This is a genomic window from Streptomyces sp. NPDC021212 (assembly GCF_044332925.1).
Lineage (GTDB): Bacteria > Actinomycetota > Actinomycetes > Streptomycetales > Streptomycetaceae > Streptomyces.
In genome coordinates this window covers 179,063-197,623 of record NZ_JBIRPZ010000007.1, presented here as the reverse complement: position 1 = coordinate 197,623, position 18,561 = coordinate 179,063, and the positions used below count along the sequence as shown (strand labels likewise).

The window sequence follows — 18,561 nt, the reverse complement described above, 5'->3', positions numbered from 1 at the left end:
ATCCCTTCGACGTGATCGGGTCAGGAACCGTCGGCATGGGAGCGCTCCCAATTTCCTTGTGAACGTAGCGCGCGGGGGTGTGACTGTAAATGCTTCAGGACGCGAACACGCGCGCCCTGTCGTCACGTCACGTGCGGACCAGGAGGGCCACCGGGAGTTGGGTCAGCAGGTCGGCGAGCGGGGTCGCTCCCTCGGCCGTTCGGCCGGTCAGGAGGTCCCGCCATTGGCCCGGGGGCAGGGGGAGGCGGGTGCGGGGGTCCCAGCCGCCTGCCTCGGCCAGGCGTCGGGAGAGGCGGGTGGTGAGGGTGATCGCGCCACCGTCGTCGTTCTCACGGGACGTACGGAGGAAGGCCACGCAGTGGGCGGACGCCGGGCCTGCGGCGATCAGGGGGGTGTAGCCGCTTCCGGGGCCGAACCAGGTCGGGTGGTCGCGGCGCAGTCGCAGTGCCGCGCGGGTGAGCAGCAGCTTTTCGGCGGACAGGTCGTCAGTCGGGGTCTTGTCGTCCAGCGTGGGCGGGCGGCGGTTGTCCGGGTCGACGAGCGCGCGGTAGACGCGCTCGGTGTCCATGTAGAGGTCGGGCACCCCCGGCATGGTCAGGTGCAGCAGGGCCGCGCCGAGCGTGTTGGCCCGGGCGGGGGCGGCGATTTCGGCCTCGAAGGCGTCCAGCGCCGCCCACGGGCCGGACTCCAGGTACGCGGTCACGGCGTCCTCGTACGCGGCGTTCTGCTCGGTCCAGGTCGTGCGCAGCCCGGCCTCCCGGACCGCCTTCCGCACCGTCGGTACGAGGCGTTCGGTGTCCGCGGCGCCCAGGCCGAGCGCGGTCTGCCAGGCCGCCCAGGTGACCTGCGGATCGGGAGACTCCGGCAGCAGTCGGCTCCACCGGGCCGGGCACTCGGTGAGCGCCGCGATCCGCGCCCGTACGTCCGCGCTGCGCTTGGTGTCGTGGGTGGAGAGCACCGTGCCGGTAGCGGGCCAGTCGCGCAGGAGCCGGGCGGCGAAGGCGTGGAAATCCTCGGGGGAGACAGCGGGGTGCCCGGGGTCGCCGCCCACCTCCGCCGCCGAGAGCAGCGGGGTGTAGCGGTAGAAGGCGGTGTCCTCGACGGACTTGGCGCGCAGCGCGGCGGCGGTCTGGGCGAAGCGGGCCAGGAAGTCGCGGTGGTCCGGCCCTTCGCCCAGCCTGCCGAGCGCCGCGTCCCGTACGGTGTCCACCGCCCGGGCCTCCGCCGCCACGGTGAAGGCCGTACGGGCGTCCTCCGCGGCCCGGTGCAGCATCGCCGTGTCCGCCTCGGCGGCCGGGGCGTCGACCGTGGCGTACGGGCGGTAGACCGGCAGCCGTACGAGCAGCGCGCGGATCGCCGTGCGCAGCGCCCAGGGCGCGTGGTCGCGCAGCGGCGGTGCGGCGGCGCAGATCCGGGAGGCGGTGCGGGCCAGGCGCGCCACCTCGGCGGCCAGTTCGTGGCGGACCACGTGCTGGGCGGCGCGGCGGACCGTGGCCGCCCAGTCGCCGCCCTCGTCCGGCGGGGCGGCGGTGAAGCTCCGGTAGGCGGCGGTCAGCTTCTCCAGCCCGTCCGGGTCGACGAAGAGGCCGTCGATGTGGTGCAGGGCGTCGTAGCCGGTCGTCCCGGCGACGGGCCAGGGGGCGGGCAGCGGTTCGTCCCGGGCGAGGATCTTCTCCACGACGGTCCAGCGGCCGTCGCCGCCCGTCGCCGCCCGTACCGCCTCGTCCAGCGCCCGCAGATAGCCCCCGGGGTCGGCGAGGCCGTCCGGGTGGTCCACCCGCAGCCCGTCGAGCACCCCGTCGCGGATCAGCTCCAGCAGTGTGCCGTGGGTCGCGTCGAAGACCTCCGGGTCCTCGACGCGCACCGCGATCAGCTCGGAGATGGTGAAGAAGCGGCGGTAGTTCAGCTCGGTGCGGGCCAGCCGCCACCAGCCGAGCCGGTACCACTGGGCGTCCAGCAGCTCGGGCAGCGGCAGCCGCTCGGTGCCGGGCCGCAGCGGGAACTCGTGGTCGTAGTAGCGCAGCACCCCGTCGTCCCCGGGCCGCAGCCGCTCCCACTCGTCCCCGAGCGGCCCGCCGAGCACGGGCAGCAGCACCTTGCGGCCGTGCTCGGCCCAGTCGATGTCGAACCACCGCGCGTAACGCGACTCGGGGCCGTCCCTCAGCACCTCCCACAGCGGCCTGTTGAGCCGCTCCGGCACGGGTACGGCCATGTGGTTCGGCACGATGTCGGCGATCAGCCCGAGGCCGTGCGCCCGGGCCGTACGGGCGAGGGCGCGTAGCCCCCGTTCGCCGCCCAGCTCCGCGCGTACGGCGGTGTGGTCCACGACGTCGTAGCCGTGCTCCGACCCGGGGCGGGCCTCCAGTACGGGCGACAGATGCAGATGGGAGACGCCGAGCGAGGCCAGATACGGCACGGCCCGCTCGGCGGCCGCGAAGGGGAAACCGGGCTGGAGCTGCAGCCGGTAGGTGGCGGTGGGCGCGATGCGGTCAGCCGTCATATGAACGTATGTACCCCCGCGGGGCGCCTCATGAGATGCCGCGCCGCCATCCGGGTGCATGCGTGGGGCCGTAGAGTCCGACCACGAACACCACCGTCTCCCGTGGAGGGGATGCCGACGTGCCGACCTGCTCGCCCCTGTGCCTCTCCCGGGCGCAGCGTGCCGTCGCCGCCGCGCTGTGGCATTACACGGCCGCGCCGGTGGCCAGGCCGTACTACGTGCGCGGCTGCGCCCCGGGCGAGGACCCGGACGAGGCCGCGGTGACCGTCGCCCTGTGGACCGGGCCCGCGGCGCGGGAGAAGCGGAACCTCTTCTTCTTCGTCCCGCTCGTCTCCGGCGGCCTGCCCGTTCCGGCCGTGCGCGTCGTGGCCGGAATCATGCGGCTGGGCCGGGGCACGCACCTGTTCGGTTCGATGGGCCGCCGCCGTTTCGACGGCAAGCATCTCCTCAACGGCAGTGCGCTGGTGGAGGGGCGGGGCGCGCCGTGCCTGTGCGCGGGGACCGGCGAGCCGGAGGGGCCGCGCGGCTTCTACTTCGTGCGGCCCGGACAGCCCACGTACTATCCCTGAGACCCTGACCGGCCCGCCTCAGGCCGGGCGCTGGAGGACCATCAGGCTGCGGTCCACCAGCGTCAGCCGGTCGCCCGCGGCGACCTTCTGGCCGCTGCCCGGCTCCACGCCCTCCGGGATCGCCGTGTCCACGATGACCTGCCACTGCTTGCCGTGGTCGACGGGCACGACGAAGTCCAGAGGCTCGTGGTGCGCGTTGAAGAGCAGCAGGAACGAGTCGTCGGTGATGCGCTCGCCCCGCACCCCCGGCTCGGAGATCGCGTTGCCGTTGAGGAACACCGCGAGGGACTTGGCGTGGGCGGCCTGCCAGTCGCGCTGGCGCATCTCCTCGCCCTCGTGGGTGAACCACGCGATGTCGGACAGCTCGTCGTGGGTGCCCTCCACCGGGCGGCCGTGGAAGAAGCGGCGGCGGCGGAAGACCGGGTGGTCGCGGCGGAGCCAGACCAGGGAGCGGGTGAAGCGCAGCAGCTCCAGGGCCTCCCGGTCCTCCTCCCCGGCGTCCTTGCCGGTGACGGGCCAGCGCACCCAGGAGGTCTCGTTGTCCTGGCAGTACGCGTTGTTGTTGCCGCCCTGGGTGCGGGCGAACTCGTCGCCGTGGCTGAGCATGGGCACGCCCTGGGAGAGCATCAGGGTGGCGATGAAGTTGCGCATCTGACGGCTGCGCAGGGCCCGCACCTCGGGGTCGTCGGTCTCGCCCTCGACGCCGCAGTTCCAGGAGCGGTTGTAGCTCTCGCCGTCCTGGTTGGACTCCCCGTTGGCCTCGTTGTGCTTCTCGTCGTAGCTGACCAGGTCGCGCAGGGTGAAGCCGTCGTGGCAGGTGACGAAGTTGACGGAGGCGAGCGGGCGGCGGCCGTCGTTCTGGTAGAGGTCGGATGAGCCGGTGAGCCGGGAGGCGAATTCGGCCAGGGTGCGCGGTTCGCCGCGCCACAGATCGCGCACCGTATCCCGGAACTTTCCGTTCCACTCGGTCCACAGCGGCGGGAAGTTCCCCACCTGGTAGCCGCCCTCGCCGACGTCCCACGGCTCGGCGATCAGCTTCACCTGGCTGACCACCGGGTCCTGCTGCACCAGGTCGAAGAACGACGACAGCCGGTCCACCTCGTGGAACTGGCGCGCCAGCGTCGCCGCCAGATCGAAGCGGAAGCCGTCCACCCGCATCTCGGTCACCCAGTACCGCAGCGAGTCCATGATCAGCTGGAGGACGTGCGGGCTGCGCATCAGCAGGGAGTTCCCGGTGCCGGTGGTGTCCATGTAGTACCGCCGGTCCTCGCTCAGCCGGTAGTACGAGGCGTTGTCCAGCCCCCGGAAGGAGAGCGTCGGGCCCAGGTGGTTGCCCTCGGCGGTGTGGTTGTAGACGACGTCGAGGATGACCTCGATGCCCGCCTGGTGCAGCGCCCGCACCGCCGATTTGAACTCCAGCACCTGCTGCCCCCGGTCGCCCCAGGACGCGTAGGCGTTGTGCGGGGCGAAGAAGCCGATGGTGTTGTAGCCCCAGTAGTTGGCCAGCTCGGCGTCGACCAGCCGGTGGTCATGGACGAACTGGTGTACGGGCATCAGCTCCAGCGTGGTGACGCCCAGCTCCGTCAGATGCTCGATGATCGCCGGATGGGCCAGCGCCGCGTAGGTCCCGCGCAGCTCGTCCGGAAGCCGCGGGTGGCGCATCGTCAGGCCCTTCACATGGGCCTCGTAGATGACCGTGCGGTGGTAGTCGGTGCGCGGCGGCCGGTCGTCGCCCCAGTCGAAGTACGGATTGACCACGACCGAGGCCATCGTATGGGGCGCCGAGTCCAGGTCATTGCGCTTGTCGGGGCGGTAGAAGTGGTAGCCGTAGACCTCCTCGCCCCAGTCGATCTGCCCGCTGACGGCCTTGGCGTACGGGTCCAGCAGCAGCTTGGCGGAATTGCAGCGGTGCCCCTCCTCCGGTGCGTACGTGCCGTGGACCCGGAAGCCGTAGCGCTGGCCCGGCATGATGCCCGGCAGATACGCGTGGCGGACGAACCCGTCGTTCTCGCGCAGCTCGACCGCCGTCTCCGAGCCGTCGTCGTGCAGCAGACACAACTCGATGCGCGTGGCGGCCTCGGAGAACACCGCGAAGTTGGTTCCGGCGCCGTCGTACGTGGCGCCCAGGGGATAAGCGTGTCCCGGCCAGACCTGCATACGCCGACTCTTCCACTTCTTCTCCCGGGGCCGCGAGCACCGCGGGCCCCGGCCGGAACCGACCGACGACGCATCCTTTCCCAACTCGGGCAGGAGAGCGGCGGTTTCGGCGGAACTTCCTCAAAGTGGAGGCAACCTACGGCCATATCGGTTCGTCCTACCGGGTGACCTTGACATATGCGATATCACGCTATGACGGGGAATAAAGCGTGATGGGGCCACCGGGGGGATTGGGGAAAGACGTGGGCAAGTTGAGCCAACGCCATCTGGGGAGAGTGCTGGCGGGCGCGGCCGTGGCCGCCACCGCGACGGCGGTCATGATCGGGGTGACGCTGCCGGACAGCGCGTCCGGCAAGGAGGGGACGGGCGGCGGACCGCAGAGTTCCGCGGCGGAGCAGGGGCAGGCCGGCCGCCAGCTGCCCGGCGTGGTCGAGGCCGCGCCCGTGCAGGGGAAGACCGGCAAGGGGCGGGACCCGCTCACCGACGCCGAGCTGAAGCGCGCCCAGACGCTCGCGCTCGGCCGCGCCTTCCGGGACAGCAGCGAGGACGTCAAGGGCGACAAGGGCCCGGAGCAACTCTCCACCGACCTCGCCGAACTGACTCCCGACGAGGTCGGCGCCGCCGATCCGCCCCGCCGGGCCGACGTCACGTACTACGACTACAGCGACGACACCTACGTGACGAAGACCGTCGACCTGGGCTCGGGCAAGGTCGAGCACACCGACACCCAGCGCGGTGTCCAGCCGCCGCCCGACCGGGACGAGGCGCGCGAGGCGGCCCGGCTCCTGATCGCCGACAAGCTCGGCCAGGGGCTCAAGAAGGACTTCAAGGACGCCACCGGAAAGACGCTGACCAGCCCCGACCAGCTGGCCGTCACCGGCTTCGTCTACCGCACGGGCGTGGACGCCCCGGGGCCGGCCGCCGTCGAGGACTGCGGCAAGCACCGCTGCGTACGGCTGTTCACGAAGGTGACCGGCGGCGGCCCGTGGATCGACACCCGTCAGCTCGTGATCGACCTGAGCGACCGGTCCGTCGCCCGGCTGGGCTCATAGCCCCGAGGTCCGCGCACCCCCCCTTTCCCCTCTCTCATCAGTAACAGGAGTCACCATGCGTGAAAGAAGGCTGCGCCGGTCCCGCGCCCGGTTCGCGGCGGCCCTCGGCGCCTCGGCCCTGGTCGGCACGGCGGCGGTCGCCGCCGGACCGGCCCAGGCCGCGCCGCGGCTCCCGGCCAAGGCCCCGGCGGCCGCCGCGGACTGCAGCGCCGCGTACAAGATCAAGGAAACCCTGGACGGCGGCACCACCTGGCAGATGTGCTGGCACTACGAGAGCAAGGCCGGGCTGGTGCTCGACAACGTCTCGTACCAGCCCAAGGGCGAAGCCCGCCCGATCAAGGTGCTGACGTCGGCGAAGCTCGGCCAGATCCACGTCCCGTACGACGACGGCAAGACCGAGTACGACGACCTCACCGGGCAGGGCTTCGCCCAGGGGCTGCAGGAGCTGGCTCCGGCCGAATGCCCGGGCGGCACCATCAAGACCGTGCGGGTGCCGGACTCCTGGGACCCCGACCACCCGAACGTCAAGGGTCTGTGCGCCACCACCCGGGCCCGCGGGCATGCCTACCGCATGAACGACGGCCGGAAGCTCTACCAGGCCCAGGGCAAGGACCTGCTGGTCTACACCGTCAACCAGGTCGGCTGGTACGAGTACATCACCGAGTGGCGGTTCGCCGGCGACGGCACGATGTCCATGCAGGTCGGCGCCACCGGCACGCTCTCTCCGATGGACTACGACGCGGGCGACGGCCGCGGCTGGCCGATCGGCAAGGGCGCCAAGGACTACGCCACCAGCCACGCCCACAACGTCTTCTGGCGGCTGAACTTCGGCCTCGACGGCTCGGCCAAGAGCAAGGTCGAGCAGTACGACTCCAAGACCACGGCCGCCGCCGGACGGATCCCCACGACCAAGACCACCCGCACCTCGGTCGGCAAGGAGCTGGCGGGCGACGCGGCGGGGGCGCGCTGGTGGCGCGTGGTGAGCACGGCGGGCAAGAACAAGGACGGCCATCCGCGCAGCTACGAGATCGTGCCCGGCCACACCACCAAGTACCAGGGGCGCAGCTACACCAAGCACGACGTCTACTTCACGCAGTACAACAAATGTGAACAGTTTGCGAGCAACAACCTGGCGAACTGCGGCGCCGGGGCCGGTAAGAGCGTCGACAAGTGGGTCAACGGCCAGACGCTCACCCACCCGGTGGTGTGGGTCAACGTCGGGTTCCACCACATCGCCCGTGATGAGGACCAGGAACCGATGCCGCTGCACTGGCAGGGCTTCCAGCTCGCGCCCCGCGATGTGACCGCGATGAACCCCCTGACGCCGCCTGCACTCTCCCGTCACAACGGCCATACAGAAGACTAAGGTTGGCCTTCGGGCCGACCGGAGTGTCGCACCGCCCCCGCCCGAGCAGTAGTCTGCGGTGATCGTTGGAGCGGGGGCGGAAGGCGGTGCACAGGTGAGCTCGGGCGGGCTGCAGCTGCCCCCTGGTGACGGAGGTCCCGGGGGTGACGGCTCCACCGAGGCACCCCCGGGTGCGGTGTCCCTGGTGCGTCCGATGGAGATCGGGGCGGAACTGGACTGGGGCGCGGACGCCTGGGACGAGGTGCGGACGCGCGCACGCCGGGCCGGGCGGGCCTACATCTGGCTGAATCTGGTCGAACAGCGGCTGCGCGCGGTGGTCGGCGCGGTGCTCCGGCCGATCTACGAGCCGGTCCACGGCGACGACTGGGTCATCGCCGCCGCCGGACCGGCCGGCCAGGAGTGGGTGCAGCGGGCCGTGGCGGTACGGGAGGTGAGCCGCCGCAAGGGCTATCTGCTCGACCCTGCCGACGACAATGTGCTCAGCTTCCTCACCCTGCCCCAGCTGCGCGAACTCCTCGTCCAGCACTGGCCGTGCTTCGAGCCCTACCTGGACGACCGGCGCGAGGTGGAGCTGGCCCTGGACGAGCTGGAGGTCGCCCGTAACGTCGTCTCCCGCAACCGCGCCCTGTCCGGGACCGTGCTCGCCCAGGCCGAGCGCGCCTCCGCCCGGCTGCTGGAGATCCTCGGCAGCGGCACCGGAAGCCCCTCCACCGACCGGCTGCCCATCGACGCGGTCGAGGACCTGGTCGGCGACCGGTACGCGGACGTGGTCGGCGTCCATCCCGACCGGGTGCGGCTCCAGCGGCAGCTGCCCGTCGAGGACCTGTTCGCGGGCGCCCGCCGGCTGGACGCCGTCGGCATCGGGCTCAACCTCCTGGTCCAGAACTACTCCGGCCGCCGCCTGGTCCGGCTGGCCGAGGCCGGCTGCCGCGCCAGGCTGCTCTTCCTCAACCCCGCCAGCAGCGCGGTACGGCGGCGCGAGCGCGAGCTGGGGCTGAAGAAGGGCGAGCTGAGCCGCTCGGTGGAGATGAACATCCTCCACATGCGCCGGGTGCGCGCCGCCCTGCGCGATCCGGGCGCGTTCGAGATCCATGTCTTCGACGAGACGCCCCGCTTCACCGCGTACCTGGTCAACGGCGACGGCTCCGACGGGCTCGGGGTCGTCCAGTCGTATCTGCGCAAGGCCCGTGGTATGGAGGCCCCGGTCCTGGTGCTGCGCGGCGGCGGCCGGGGGCGCGAGGTGGTGCGCGAGGGGCGCGACCCGGGGGAGGGCGACGGCGGGCTCTTCGGCACCTACCGGGAGGAGTTCGAGAGCGTCTGGACGGACTCCCGCCCGGTGTCCTGAGCTGGTGGGGACAGTCGTACGGTACGGGCCGTCCAGCGGCCGTCGGTGCGGGTGATGCGGACCGGGTGGTCGAAGCACTTCGTGATGGCGTCGGTGGTCACCACCTCGTCCACGGCGCCCGACGCCAGGCACTCCCCGTCGACGCCAGGCACTCCCCGTCGCGCAGCAGCATCGCGTGGGTGGTGGACGCGGGCAGCTCCTCCAGGTGGTGGGTCACCAGGACCGTGGCCAAGGCGGGATGGGCGAGCCGCAGCGCGTCCAGGCTGTCCAGCAGCTGTTCGCGGGCGGCCAGGTCGAGGCCGGTGGCCGGTTCGTCGAGCAGCAGCAGCCGGGGCCGCGGCATCAGCGCGCGGGCGATCAGCACCCGGCCGCGCTGCCCCTGGGAGAGCGTCGGCCAGCGCGCGTCGAGCTTGCCGGCCATGCCCAGGGTGGTCAGCAGCCGCTCGGCCCGCTCGCGCTGCGTGGGGTCGGGGCGGCGGCGGGGGACCGGCTCGACGGTGTTGGTCAGCCCGGTCAGGACGACGTCCCGCGCCCGCAGCGGGGAGCGCAGCGGATGCCGGGGGTCCACATGGCCCACGTACGCGCGCAGCTCCCGCAGATCGACCCGGCCCAGCGTGCGGCCCAGCACCTCGACCGCGCCGCGGGTGGGGTGGGAGTGCGCGCCCAGCAGGCCGAGCAGGGTCGACTTGCCCGCGCCGTTGGGGCCGAGCAGGGCCCAGTGCTCGCCCTGGCGGACGGTCAGCGAGATCGAGCGCAGCAGATGGGCGCCGTCGCGGACCACGTCGACGTCGTCGGCCTTCAATACGGGGGTCATCGTGCCTCCTCTTCGGCGACGAGCGTCATGACGGACTCCAGGTTCTTCACGGTGGCGGCGATCGCGGCGTCGGGGTCGCGGTCCGCCAGGGCGTCCAACAGCGCCGTATGGGCGCAGGTCAGATCGGGCAGCCCGGTCTCGTGGACGACCATCTCGACCAGCTCCTCGCGCAGCACCGGCAGGACGGAGGTGAACAGGCCGAGCAGCACGGCGTTGCCGGACAGCTCCACGACCGTGCGGTGGAAGGCCAGATCGGCGTCCACGAAGGCGGCGGGCCCGGCTCCGGCGGCCTTCTGGCGGCGCTTCAGGTCGTCCGTGAGCCGGGTGATGTCCTCCGGGCGCACCCGCCGCGCGGCCAGCCGGGCGGCCTCCACTTCGAGGGCCCGGCGGACCTCGTAGACCTCCAGCAGCCGGGCGCGGCGCAGCAGCTGCCGTACGTCGCGTGCCTCGCGCGTCTCGGGCGCCTCCTCGGCGGCGTACGTGCCCGAGCCGTGGCGTACGTCCAGCAGGCCGTCGTGGGCCAGCAGCCGGACGGCCTCGCGCACCGAGGAGCGGCCGACGCCCAGTTCGGCGGCGAGGGTCACCTCGCTGGGGAGGCGCTCGCCGGGGCGCCAGCGCCCCTCGGCGAGCATCGCGCGCAGCGCGCTCTCGACCTGCGGCACCACGCGCCCGTGCCGCAACTGTGAGGCTTTCGCCATCTCGTCTCTCCCGACGGGCTGTTGATCACGTCCGATGGCACCGCGGACTGTAGCAGAAGTCCTCAGACGTCTGAGGAGTCGGGTGTGTTCGGGCAGCGCAAGAGGTGCGCAACCGCCCGCAAACCGGCCCCCAAGCGGCCGGGCCCAAGCTGCCCTTGGATCACATGCCAGGCCGAACCGGGGGGAGGGGGTCCAGTGCATCTGCTCGACCTGCTCGCGGCCCGTGCCGAACCGGCGGCCGCGGCCCTGCTGACCGTCACCCGGCGCTGCCCGCTCGCCTGCGCGCACTGCTCGACCGCCTCCTCGATGGAGAGCGAGCAGATCGACGCCGCAGTGCTGAAGCGTTTCGTCGCGACGTTCACCGTAGCTGACCGCCCCGAGTACGTCCTGCTGACGGGCGGTGAACCGCTGCTGCGGCCCGGGCTGGTCCGCGAGATCGCGGAGCGGGTCCGGGAGGTGGGGGCCCGTACGCATCTGCTGTCCGGCATGTTCTTCGCGGCCGGCGGCCGGACGCCCGCACCGGTGCGGCGCGCCATCGACGCGGTGGACCACTTCGCGGCCAGCATCGACGCCTTCCACGAACGCCAGGTGCCGCGCGCCGCCGTGCTGCGCGTCCTGCGGCAGCTCCTGGACGAGGGCAAGGACCTCAGCGTCCAGCTCACCGGCCTTACGCCCGACGACCCGTATCTGCGGCGGGCCACCGAGGACATCCGCCGCGAGCTGGACGACCGGGTGCCGATCCTGGTCACCGTCGTACGCCCCGCAGGCCGCGCCCGCCCCTGGCTCCCGCCGGTCGGGGCCGGGGCCGCCGTGCATCCGACCGTGCCCGCTCCCTGCGCGCTGGCCGCGTGGCCCGTCGTCTGCTTCGACGGGACCGTGGCGGCCTGCTGCAACCAGGACGTGGTCGACGCCGCGGCCCTCGGCCGCCTTCCGGCCCATCTGCGCCTCGGGCACATCGCCCACGACGGGTGGGTGGCGATTCGTGAACGGCTTCTGGAACGTGAACTGCTGCGCGGGATCCGGGCCTTCGGGCCGCGTCATCTGGCCTCGCTCGCGGGCGCCGGCTGCGACGGCTACTGCGCGGCGTGCGTGACCGCGCTGGGCGAGCCGGGGACGGCCACGCGGGCCGGGGCCGTGCTGGAGCGGCCGGGGGTGCGCGCGGTGGAACGGCAGCTCGGCGCACTGGTCCGCGCGGGTGGGGCGGAGATGTTCCTGCGGCGCTACGGGACCGAGGGGTACCGGGAGTTGGCCGCTCTCGGGCATGAAGCAGGTGCGTCGTGACCACCGCCGGCGCCGCGCTCGACGCCAGGATCGGGCTGCTGCGGCCCGGTCTGCGGGCGACCCTCGCACGGGTGTGGGCAGTGCCGGACCCGGCCGCCGTCTATCCCGAATACCTGCATCTGACGCACCAGATCATCCGCGCCACCGTCCCCGTGATGGAGGCCGCCGCCGCCCGTAGCCGGGAGCTGGCCGAGCGGGCGGCCGACTCGGTGGCCGCCGCGCTCGTCCCGTACTGGGCGCGCCACATCCCCGAGGAGCGCGGCCATGACACGTGGGTGTGCGAGGACTTGGCCGCCCTCGGCCACGACCCCGGCGAGCCCTGGCGGCGGATCCCGCCCGCCCCGGTGGCCGCGCTGGCGGGCGCCCAGTACTTCTGGATCCACCGCCTCCACCCGGTCTGTCTGCTCGGCTACATCGCCGTACTGGAGGGCGACCCTCCGCACCCCCGGGCGGCCGAGCGGCTGAGCGCGCGCACGGGCCATCCGCGCGCCGCGTTCCGCACCCTCGCCCGGCACGCCGAGGAGGACCCCGGCCACCGGGACGCGCTGCGCGGGCTCCTCGACACCCTGCCGCTCGATGCCCGGCTGCGGCGCGCGGTGAGCGTGTCCGCCCTCAACACCGTTCAGCTGCTGGTGGCCGCCTTCGGGGAGCTGGCCGACCGGTTCGCTCCGGCACAGCGCGACAGGAGCGCGTGATGGAACGGCTCTCGCTCGCCGCCGCCCTGCGCCACCGCCGCTTCCGCCTGCTCTACGGCGGCCAGGCGATCTCCAGCGTCGGGGACTGGCTGGACTATCTCGCCCTCGTCGTCCTCCTCACCTACACCTGGGGCCACGGCGCGGGCGCGCTCGCCGCGCTCAGCGTGGCGGTGGCCGTCCCGATGGTGGCGCTCGCCCCGGTGGCCGGGGCGCTCGCCGACCGGATGAGCGACCGGATACGGGTGCTGGTCGGCTGCGATCTGATGCGCGCGGCGCTGGCGCTCGGCTATCTCGCCGCGCCCAATCTGCCGGTGCTGTTGGTGCTCGTAGTGTGCAAGGTGTCGTTCGGGGCGCTGTTCAACCCCGTCCACCAGTCCACGCTGCGCTCCGTCGTCCCGGAGTCGGATCTGCTCTCCGCGATGTCCCTCACCGTCTTCACCAACCAGGCGGCCAAGGTCGTGGGGCCCGCGCTGAGCGGGCTGCTCATCGCGGGCTTCGGGGTGCGGGCGGCCTTCGTCGTGGACGCCGCGACCTTCGTCGTCTCGGCCGCGCTGCTGTCCGCCGTACGCCTGCCACTCCGGCCGGAACCGAAGGCGGCGCCGGACGGTGCGGAGCGGCCCGCGGGGCTGCGCGCCGACATCGTGGAGGGGATACGGTTCATCGCCCGCACCCCCGCGCTGATCGCGCTGATCGGCAGCGTCGCGGCGACCCTCTTCCTCGTCCTCACCTTCGACACGCTTTCCCCGCTGGCCATGCGCGAACTGGGCGTCGGCGAAACGTCCCTGGGCTATGTGGTGGCCGCGGTGGGCCTCGGCGCGGCGCTCGGCACCCTGGCGATCAGCGGGCGCGTCATGCGGGCCGGGCCGTTCGTGGTGCTGGGCGCGGCGCAGATCGTGGTCGGCGCGGCGGTCAGCGGCATCGGCACCGGACTGGGCCTCGGCGTCCACGGGATGGTGTGGCTGTGGATGCCGATCGCCGGGGTGCTCGGCTTCGCGGCCGCCGGGATCATGGTCGTCTTCCCGTACGTACTGCACCGCGAGACGCCCCCGGAGCTGACCGGCCGGGTCACCGCGATCGCCAACGCCTTCCCGGTGCTGCTGCAACTGGCCGCCCCGCCGCTGGGCGCGGCGCTCGCCGGCTGGTCGGGCGTCGGCTTCGTGTTCCTGACCGCCGGACCGGCCCTCGCGGCGCTGGGCGCGGTGGTCTGGCTCTACGGGATGCGCGTACGGCTCCGAGGCGAGCACAGCGACGACGCCCAACCCCCACCACCCACCGAGAGGGCGGACACCATGCCGGACACACAGCGCCTGGACGCCCTGCGGGCCGCCGGGTTCCCCGTCGACGGACTCACCCCGGGGCAGCTGGACGCGCTCCACGGGCTCAGCGACGAGGAGGCCGACCTGCTGATCTCCGTACAGCTGCGGCTCCAGGCCACCGCCGACGAGGTGGAGGCGCACAGCGGGGAGCCCATCATCGGCGGGGTTCTGTTCTGAGTTCGACCTTCTGAGCTTCGACCCGGCCGAAGGGGGCGCCGTGCACGACATGAGTCGCAAGACCATCACCGTCGTCTTCTGCGACATGGTCGGCTCCACGGCGCTCAGCGAGCGGCTCGACGCGGAGGCGCTGCGCCATGTGATGCTGCGCTACTACGACCTGCTGCGCACCTGCTTGGAGCGACACGGTGGCACCGTCGAGAAGTTCATCGGGGACGCCGTCATGGCCGTCTTCGGCATCCCCGTCGTGCACGAGGACGACGCGCTGCGCGCCGCCCGTGCCGCGCTCGACATGCTGGCCGCCGTCGAGGAGTCGGGGGAGGAGCTGGAACGCGAGACCGGGGCGCGGATCGCGGTGCGCATCGGCATCCACACCGGCGAGGTGGTCACCTCGGGCGCCGCCGACGCGGGCCACGCCCTGGTCTCCGGGGAGGCGGTCAACGTCGCCGCCCGGCTCGAACAGCACGCCCCCGCCGGGCAGATCCTCATCGGCGCCGACACCCACGGGCTCATCGCGGCGCGCGCCGAGACCACCGAAGTGGAGCCGCTGACCGTACGGGGCAAGTCCGAGCCGGTGCCCGCCTGGCGGCTGACCGGCATCCGGGACGAGGCGCGGGCGCTGGCCGGGCCGCCGGGCGTCCCCATGGTCGACCGGGGCGACGAACTGGCCCAGCTGCGCATGGCGTTCGCCCGGGTGGTGCGCGACCGCTCGTGCCATCTGGTGACGCTGTTCGGCGATCCGGGCGTCGGCAAGAGCAGGCTGGCCCGCGCGTTCGCGGCCGAGGTGCGACGGGACGGCGCGCTGGTCGCGGGCGCCCACTGCCCGCCGTACGGCAGCGCCGGGCCGCTGGCCCCGCTCGCACCGCTGGTGACGCACGCGCTGGGCCCGAACCCGCGGGCGCGGCTGGCCGAGGTGCTGGGCGGCGGCGACGCCGAACGGGACGCCGCCACCGCCCTGGCGCGGCTCGCCCGCACCGGCGTCTCCGGCACCTCCTTCGACGAGACCCGCTGGGCGCTGCAACTGCTGTGCACCGCGCTGGCGGGGACCCGCCCGCTGGTCGCCGTCGTGGACGATCTGCACTGGGCGCACGAGGACCTGCTGGGCGCGCTCGACCACCTTGCCGACTGGGTCCAGGGCGTCCCCGTGCTGCTGCTGTGCGTGGCCCGGCCCGATCTGCTGGAGCGGCACCCCCGGTGGGGCAGCGGCAAGCTCAATGCCACCGCGCTGGTGGTGCCGCCGCTCGCCGCCGACGACTGCCGCGAACTGGTGCGGCGGCTGTACGAACCGGACGGCGCCGGCGACCCCGAGGTGGTCCCGCACGCGGCCGCCGTCGCCGAGCACGAGCGGACCGTGGAGCGGCTGGTGCACCGCTCCGAGGGAAACCCGCTGTTCGTCGAGCAGATCGTGGGGATGGTCAGCGAAAGCGACGACCCCCGCTTCGTACCCCCCTCGGTGCGGGCCGTCGTCGCCGCCCGGCTGGACCGGCTGGAGCCCGCCGAACGCGCGGTCCTGGAGTGCGCGGCCGTCACCGGCGCCGAGTTCACGGCCGCGGACCTCACGGCGCTGCTGCCCGCCGGGGCAGGTCCGGTCGAGCACGCGGTCCGCACCCTGGTGCGCCGCCGCCTCCTGGAGGCCGCCGGGCAGGACCCGGGCGCCACCCGCTGGCGCTTCGTCAGCCAGCTGATCCGCGATGAGGTCTACAGCGGCATGTCCAAGCTGGTGCGCGCCAGGCAGCACGAACGGTTCGCGGACTACCGCGCCGAACTCGCCCCCGAGGACCACCACACCATCGGCACCCACCTGGAGGAGGCGTTCCGGCTCCGGCTGGACCTGGGCCCCGCCGACGCCACCGCCCGCGGCACCGGCGCCCGCGCCGCCGACCACCTCGCGGCGGCGGGCACCGCGGCACTCGGCCGCGGCGACGTCGGCTGGGCCGTCGACCTGCTGCGCCGGGCGCTCGCCCTCACCGACGCGCTCCCGGACCCCCGGCTCCACGCCGGTCTCGCCGTACGGACCGCCCTCGCAGAGGCGCGGCTGGCCGCCGGGGACGCGGCCGAGGCGGTCGGCGCGCTGCGGCAGCTGCTCGCCGACGCGCGCGCCGCGGGCGAGCGCGGGGTCGAGGCCCGGGTCCGGCTCCAGCTCGCCTACCTCGCCCCCGCCCATCTGGGGCCCGGCGCGGACGGCTTCGGCGCCGTCCTCGACGCGGCCCGCGACGCGGTCGCCGTCTTCACCGGCTCCGACGACGCGCTCGGCCTGGCCCGCGCCTGGCTGGCCATCGGCCAGGAGCGGCAGAGCCGCAGCCGGCACGGCGAGGCCGCCCGCTATCTCACCCGCGCCCTGCACGAATCGGTCCGCGCCGGGGCCGGTCTGGAGCGCGCCGGAAGCCTGGGCGCGCTCGCCGTCTCCCTGTGGCTCGGCCCGGAACCGGCACCCGTGGCGCTGCGCCGCTGCGGCGCGTACCTGGACGATCTGCTCGCCGGGCGCCGGATGGCGCGCGCCACGGTGTCCTGCCCGATGGCCGCCCTGCTGGCGATGTGCGGCGACCACGCCGAGGCTCGGCGGCTGCTCGCCGACGCCGTACGCACCCTCAGCGACCTCGGCCACCTCTTCGCCGTACCGGCCGTGCACCTCTTCCAGGCCACGGTGGAGGAGTCGGCGGGATGCTGGGACGACGCGATACGGCTGCTGCGTGCCGCCCGCGCCGAGCTGGAGCGGCTGGGCGACGGGCAGTTGCACGCCACCGCGACCCGCGATCTGGCCCGGGTGCTGCTCTCCCGGGGCGGCGCCGAGGACGAGGTGGCGCGGCTGGTCGGCGGGCTGCTCGACACCGGCCTCGACGCCCTGCCCGCGGCCGCCGCCGATGTCCACGGGATCCGCGCCCGGCTGGCCGCGGCCGACGGCGACGCGGCCACCGCTGCCCACCACCTCGACCAGGCCCTCGACGCGGCCCGCAGGACCGATTCGCCGGTGTGCCTGGCGGGTGCGGAGTTCGACCGGGCCCAGGCCGCCGCCGCGCTCGGCCGGGAGGGCGAGGCGATGGCGGCGGCCGCTGAGGCGCGGCGCCACTTCACCGCCAAGGGCCATCTGGTCGGGGCGCAACGGGCCTCGGCGTTCGCCGCCGCGCTGGGAGGTGACACCGGATGACGACCGCCGGAGCGCGGCTCACCTGGAGCCTCCTCGGCCGCGACCGCGCCGAGATCGAGGTCCGCACCGACTGGGCGGGCGCGGGCGATGCCGCGTCGGCCTGGGCCGGCGCGGACGGCCGGGGCGTGCGCGTCTGCGTCCTGGACAGCGGGGTGGACGTCGGCCACCCCGCGGTGGGCCCCGTCGCGTCCTCGCACACGGTCCGCGCGGCGGTCGGCGGCGGGGTCGAGGTGGTGGCGGACAGCGGAGGCGACTCCTGCGGACACGGCACCGCCTGCGCGTCGATCATCCGGATGATGGCCCCGGAGTGCGAACTGCACAGCGTGCAGGTGCTGCGCTCCGGCTACCGGGGCAGCGGGGACGCGCTGATCGAGGGCGTGCGCTGGGCGGTCGACCAGGGCTACGACGTGATCAACATGAGCCTGTCCACGACCCGCCGGGAGTTCGCCCAGGCCCTGCACGAGATCGCGGACCGCGCCTACTTCGGCCGTAGCCTGCTCGTCGCCTCCGCGCACAACATGCCGGTGGAGAGCTACCCGTGGCGGTTCTCCTCGGTGATCTCGGTGGGCAGCCACGAGGAGGACCGCTCCGACCTGTTGCTCTACAACCCGGCGCCGCCGGTGGAGTTCTTCGCCCGCGGCGTCCGCGTCCCCTCCGCCTGGCCGGGCGGCACCATCCGTCGCTGCACCGGCAACAGCTTCGCGACCCCGCATGTGGCCGGGATGTGCGCCCGGATCCTCGGCAAGCACCCGGACATGACGCCGTTCCAGGTCAAGCAGGCGCTCTTCCTCGCCTCGGCCAACGTCAGGAGGGCCTAGATGACCGCGTACGAGCCCGAGGCCGAACACCGGCTGCTGCTGCAGTCCGTGGTGGAGACCGCGCGGGCGATCTTCGAGGCCCAGGCCAGCTCCATCTTCCTGCTGGACGAGGCGGACGGCGCGCTGGTCTTCGAGGCCGTCTCCGGCAAGGGGGAGGGCGATCTCGTCGGCCGCCGCTTCCCCGCGGGGCGCGGGGTGGCGGGCTGGGTGCTCCAGTCCCGCCAGCCGATCGAGGTCGACGACGTGGACGAGGACGAGCGCTTCGCCCGCGACCTCGCCGAGTCCACCGACTACGTTCCGCGGGCGCTGATGGCCGCGCCGCTGCTGCACGGGGACGAGGTGCTGGGCGTCCTCGAAGTCCTCGACCGCAGCCGGGAGGTACGGACCACCCTGGCGGCCATGGACCTGCTGGCGCTCTTCAGCGCCCAGGCGTCGGTGGCGCTGCGGCTCGTACGCCACGGCCGCCGGACCCACCCGACGGAGGGCGGGCCCGGCGGTGCGTACGACGCGGGCGTGGACGGGCTCGTACGGGCCCTGGCCGCGCTGCGCGGCGAACGGCGCGAGGCGGGGCGGCGGCTGGCCGGGGCGCTGGGGGAGCTGCTGCGGGAGTGACCAGCCGCCGCCGGAA

At 73.5% G+C, this 18,561-nt stretch carries 13 protein-coding genes and 1 pseudogene; 10 read left to right on the top strand and 4 right to left on the bottom strand.

Features of this window, described 5'->3' with window-relative positions; genetic code table 11:
- Positions 1 to 127 precede the first annotated feature (127 nt).
- Positions 128 to 2,500, bottom strand: a complete 2,373-nt coding sequence (gene treY, locus ACH4SI_RS20385; protein WP_398297468.1) for a malto-oligosyltrehalose synthase — start codon at positions 2,498 to 2,500, stop codon at positions 128 to 130.
- A gap of 119 nt (positions 2,501 to 2,619) precedes the next feature.
- On the opposite strand from treY, the gene ACH4SI_RS20380 reads away from it, so the two are divergent.
- The gene (locus ACH4SI_RS20380; RefSeq protein ID WP_398297466.1) at positions 2,620 to 3,069 is read left to right on the top strand and encodes a hypothetical protein; all 450 of its coding nucleotides are present in this window, start codon (positions 2,620 to 2,622) and stop codon (positions 3,067 to 3,069) included.
- A gap of 18 nt (positions 3,070 to 3,087) precedes the next feature.
- Here ACH4SI_RS20380 and glgX read toward each other — a convergent pair whose 3' ends face one another.
- Entirely contained in the window at positions 3,088 to 5,226 is a 2,139-nt protein-coding gene (glgX, locus tag ACH4SI_RS20375; RefSeq protein ID WP_398297464.1) for a glycogen debranching protein GlgX, read from the bottom strand.
- A gap of 212 nt (positions 5,227 to 5,438) precedes the next feature.
- On the opposite strand from glgX, the gene ACH4SI_RS20370 reads away from it, so the two are divergent.
- From ACH4SI_RS20370 to ACH4SI_RS20360, 3 genes are all read left to right on the top strand, one after another.
- Positions 5,439 to 6,278: a Tat pathway signal sequence domain protein gene (locus ACH4SI_RS20370; protein WP_398297462.1), complete on the top strand. Its 840-nt coding sequence runs from the start codon at positions 5,439 to 5,441 to the stop codon at positions 6,276 to 6,278.
- 55 nt (positions 6,279 to 6,333) lie between these two features.
- Entirely contained in the window at positions 6,334 to 7,644 is a 1,311-nt protein-coding gene (locus ACH4SI_RS20365) for a copper amine oxidase (RefSeq protein WP_398297460.1), read from the top strand.
- 94 nt (positions 7,645 to 7,738) lie between these two features.
- A complete protein-coding gene (locus ACH4SI_RS20360; protein WP_398297458.1) occupies positions 7,739 to 8,989 on the top strand; it encodes an SAV2148 family HEPN domain-containing protein in 1,251 nt (416 codons plus the stop codon).
- Here ACH4SI_RS20360 and ACH4SI_RS20355 read toward each other — a convergent pair.
- Positions 8,938 to 9,803, bottom strand: a pseudogene (locus ACH4SI_RS20355) (ABC transporter ATP-binding protein). The gene ACH4SI_RS20360 and the pseudogene ACH4SI_RS20355 sit on opposite strands and share 52 nt — an antisense overlap.
- On the bottom strand, positions 9,800 to 10,501 hold the full coding sequence (locus ACH4SI_RS20350; RefSeq protein WP_398297456.1) for a FadR/GntR family transcriptional regulator: 702 nt from the start codon (positions 10,499 to 10,501) through the stop codon (positions 9,800 to 9,802). Before ACH4SI_RS20350 ends, ACH4SI_RS20355 begins: the two are co-directional and overlap by 4 nt.
- A gap of 195 nt (positions 10,502 to 10,696) precedes the next feature.
- On the opposite strand from ACH4SI_RS20350, the gene ACH4SI_RS20345 reads away from it, so the two are divergent.
- The 6 genes from ACH4SI_RS20345 to ACH4SI_RS20320 are packed head-to-tail and all read left to right on the top strand — an operon-like array spanning position 10,697 to position 18,545.
- Positions 10,697 to 11,782 (top strand): radical SAM protein, encoded by a 1,086-nt coding sequence (locus tag ACH4SI_RS20345; RefSeq protein ID WP_398297453.1) that lies wholly within the window; start codon positions 10,697 to 10,699, stop codon positions 11,780 to 11,782.
- Positions 11,779 to 12,477 (top strand): iron-containing redox enzyme family protein, encoded by a 699-nt coding sequence (locus tag ACH4SI_RS20340; protein ID WP_398297451.1) that lies wholly within the window; start codon positions 11,779 to 11,781, stop codon positions 12,475 to 12,477. The genes ACH4SI_RS20345 and ACH4SI_RS20340 overlap by 4 nt, the downstream gene beginning before the upstream one ends.
- The gene (locus ACH4SI_RS20335) at positions 12,477 to 13,970 is read left to right on the top strand and encodes an MFS transporter (protein WP_398297449.1); all 1,494 of its coding nucleotides are present in this window, start codon (positions 12,477 to 12,479) and stop codon (positions 13,968 to 13,970) included. The genes ACH4SI_RS20340 and ACH4SI_RS20335 overlap by 1 nt, the downstream gene beginning before the upstream one ends.
- A gap of 49 nt (positions 13,971 to 14,019) precedes the next feature.
- Positions 14,020 to 17,115 carry an adenylate/guanylate cyclase domain-containing protein gene (locus ACH4SI_RS20330; protein ID WP_398297982.1) on the top strand — a complete coding sequence of 1,032 codons (3,096 nt, stop codon included), beginning with the start codon at positions 14,020 to 14,022 and terminating at the stop codon, positions 17,113 to 17,115.
- Positions 17,112 to 17,933 carry a S8 family peptidase gene (locus ACH4SI_RS20325; protein ID WP_398297447.1) on the top strand — a complete coding sequence of 274 codons (822 nt, stop codon included), beginning with the start codon at positions 17,112 to 17,114 and terminating at the stop codon, positions 17,931 to 17,933. Before ACH4SI_RS20330 ends, ACH4SI_RS20325 begins: the two co-directional genes overlap by 4 nt.
- On the top strand, positions 17,934 to 18,545 hold the full coding sequence (locus tag ACH4SI_RS20320) for a GAF domain-containing protein (RefSeq protein WP_398297445.1): 612 nt from the start codon (positions 17,934 to 17,936) through the stop codon (positions 18,543 to 18,545). It abuts the gene before it with no gap.
- Positions 18,546 to 18,561 lie beyond the last annotated feature (16 nt).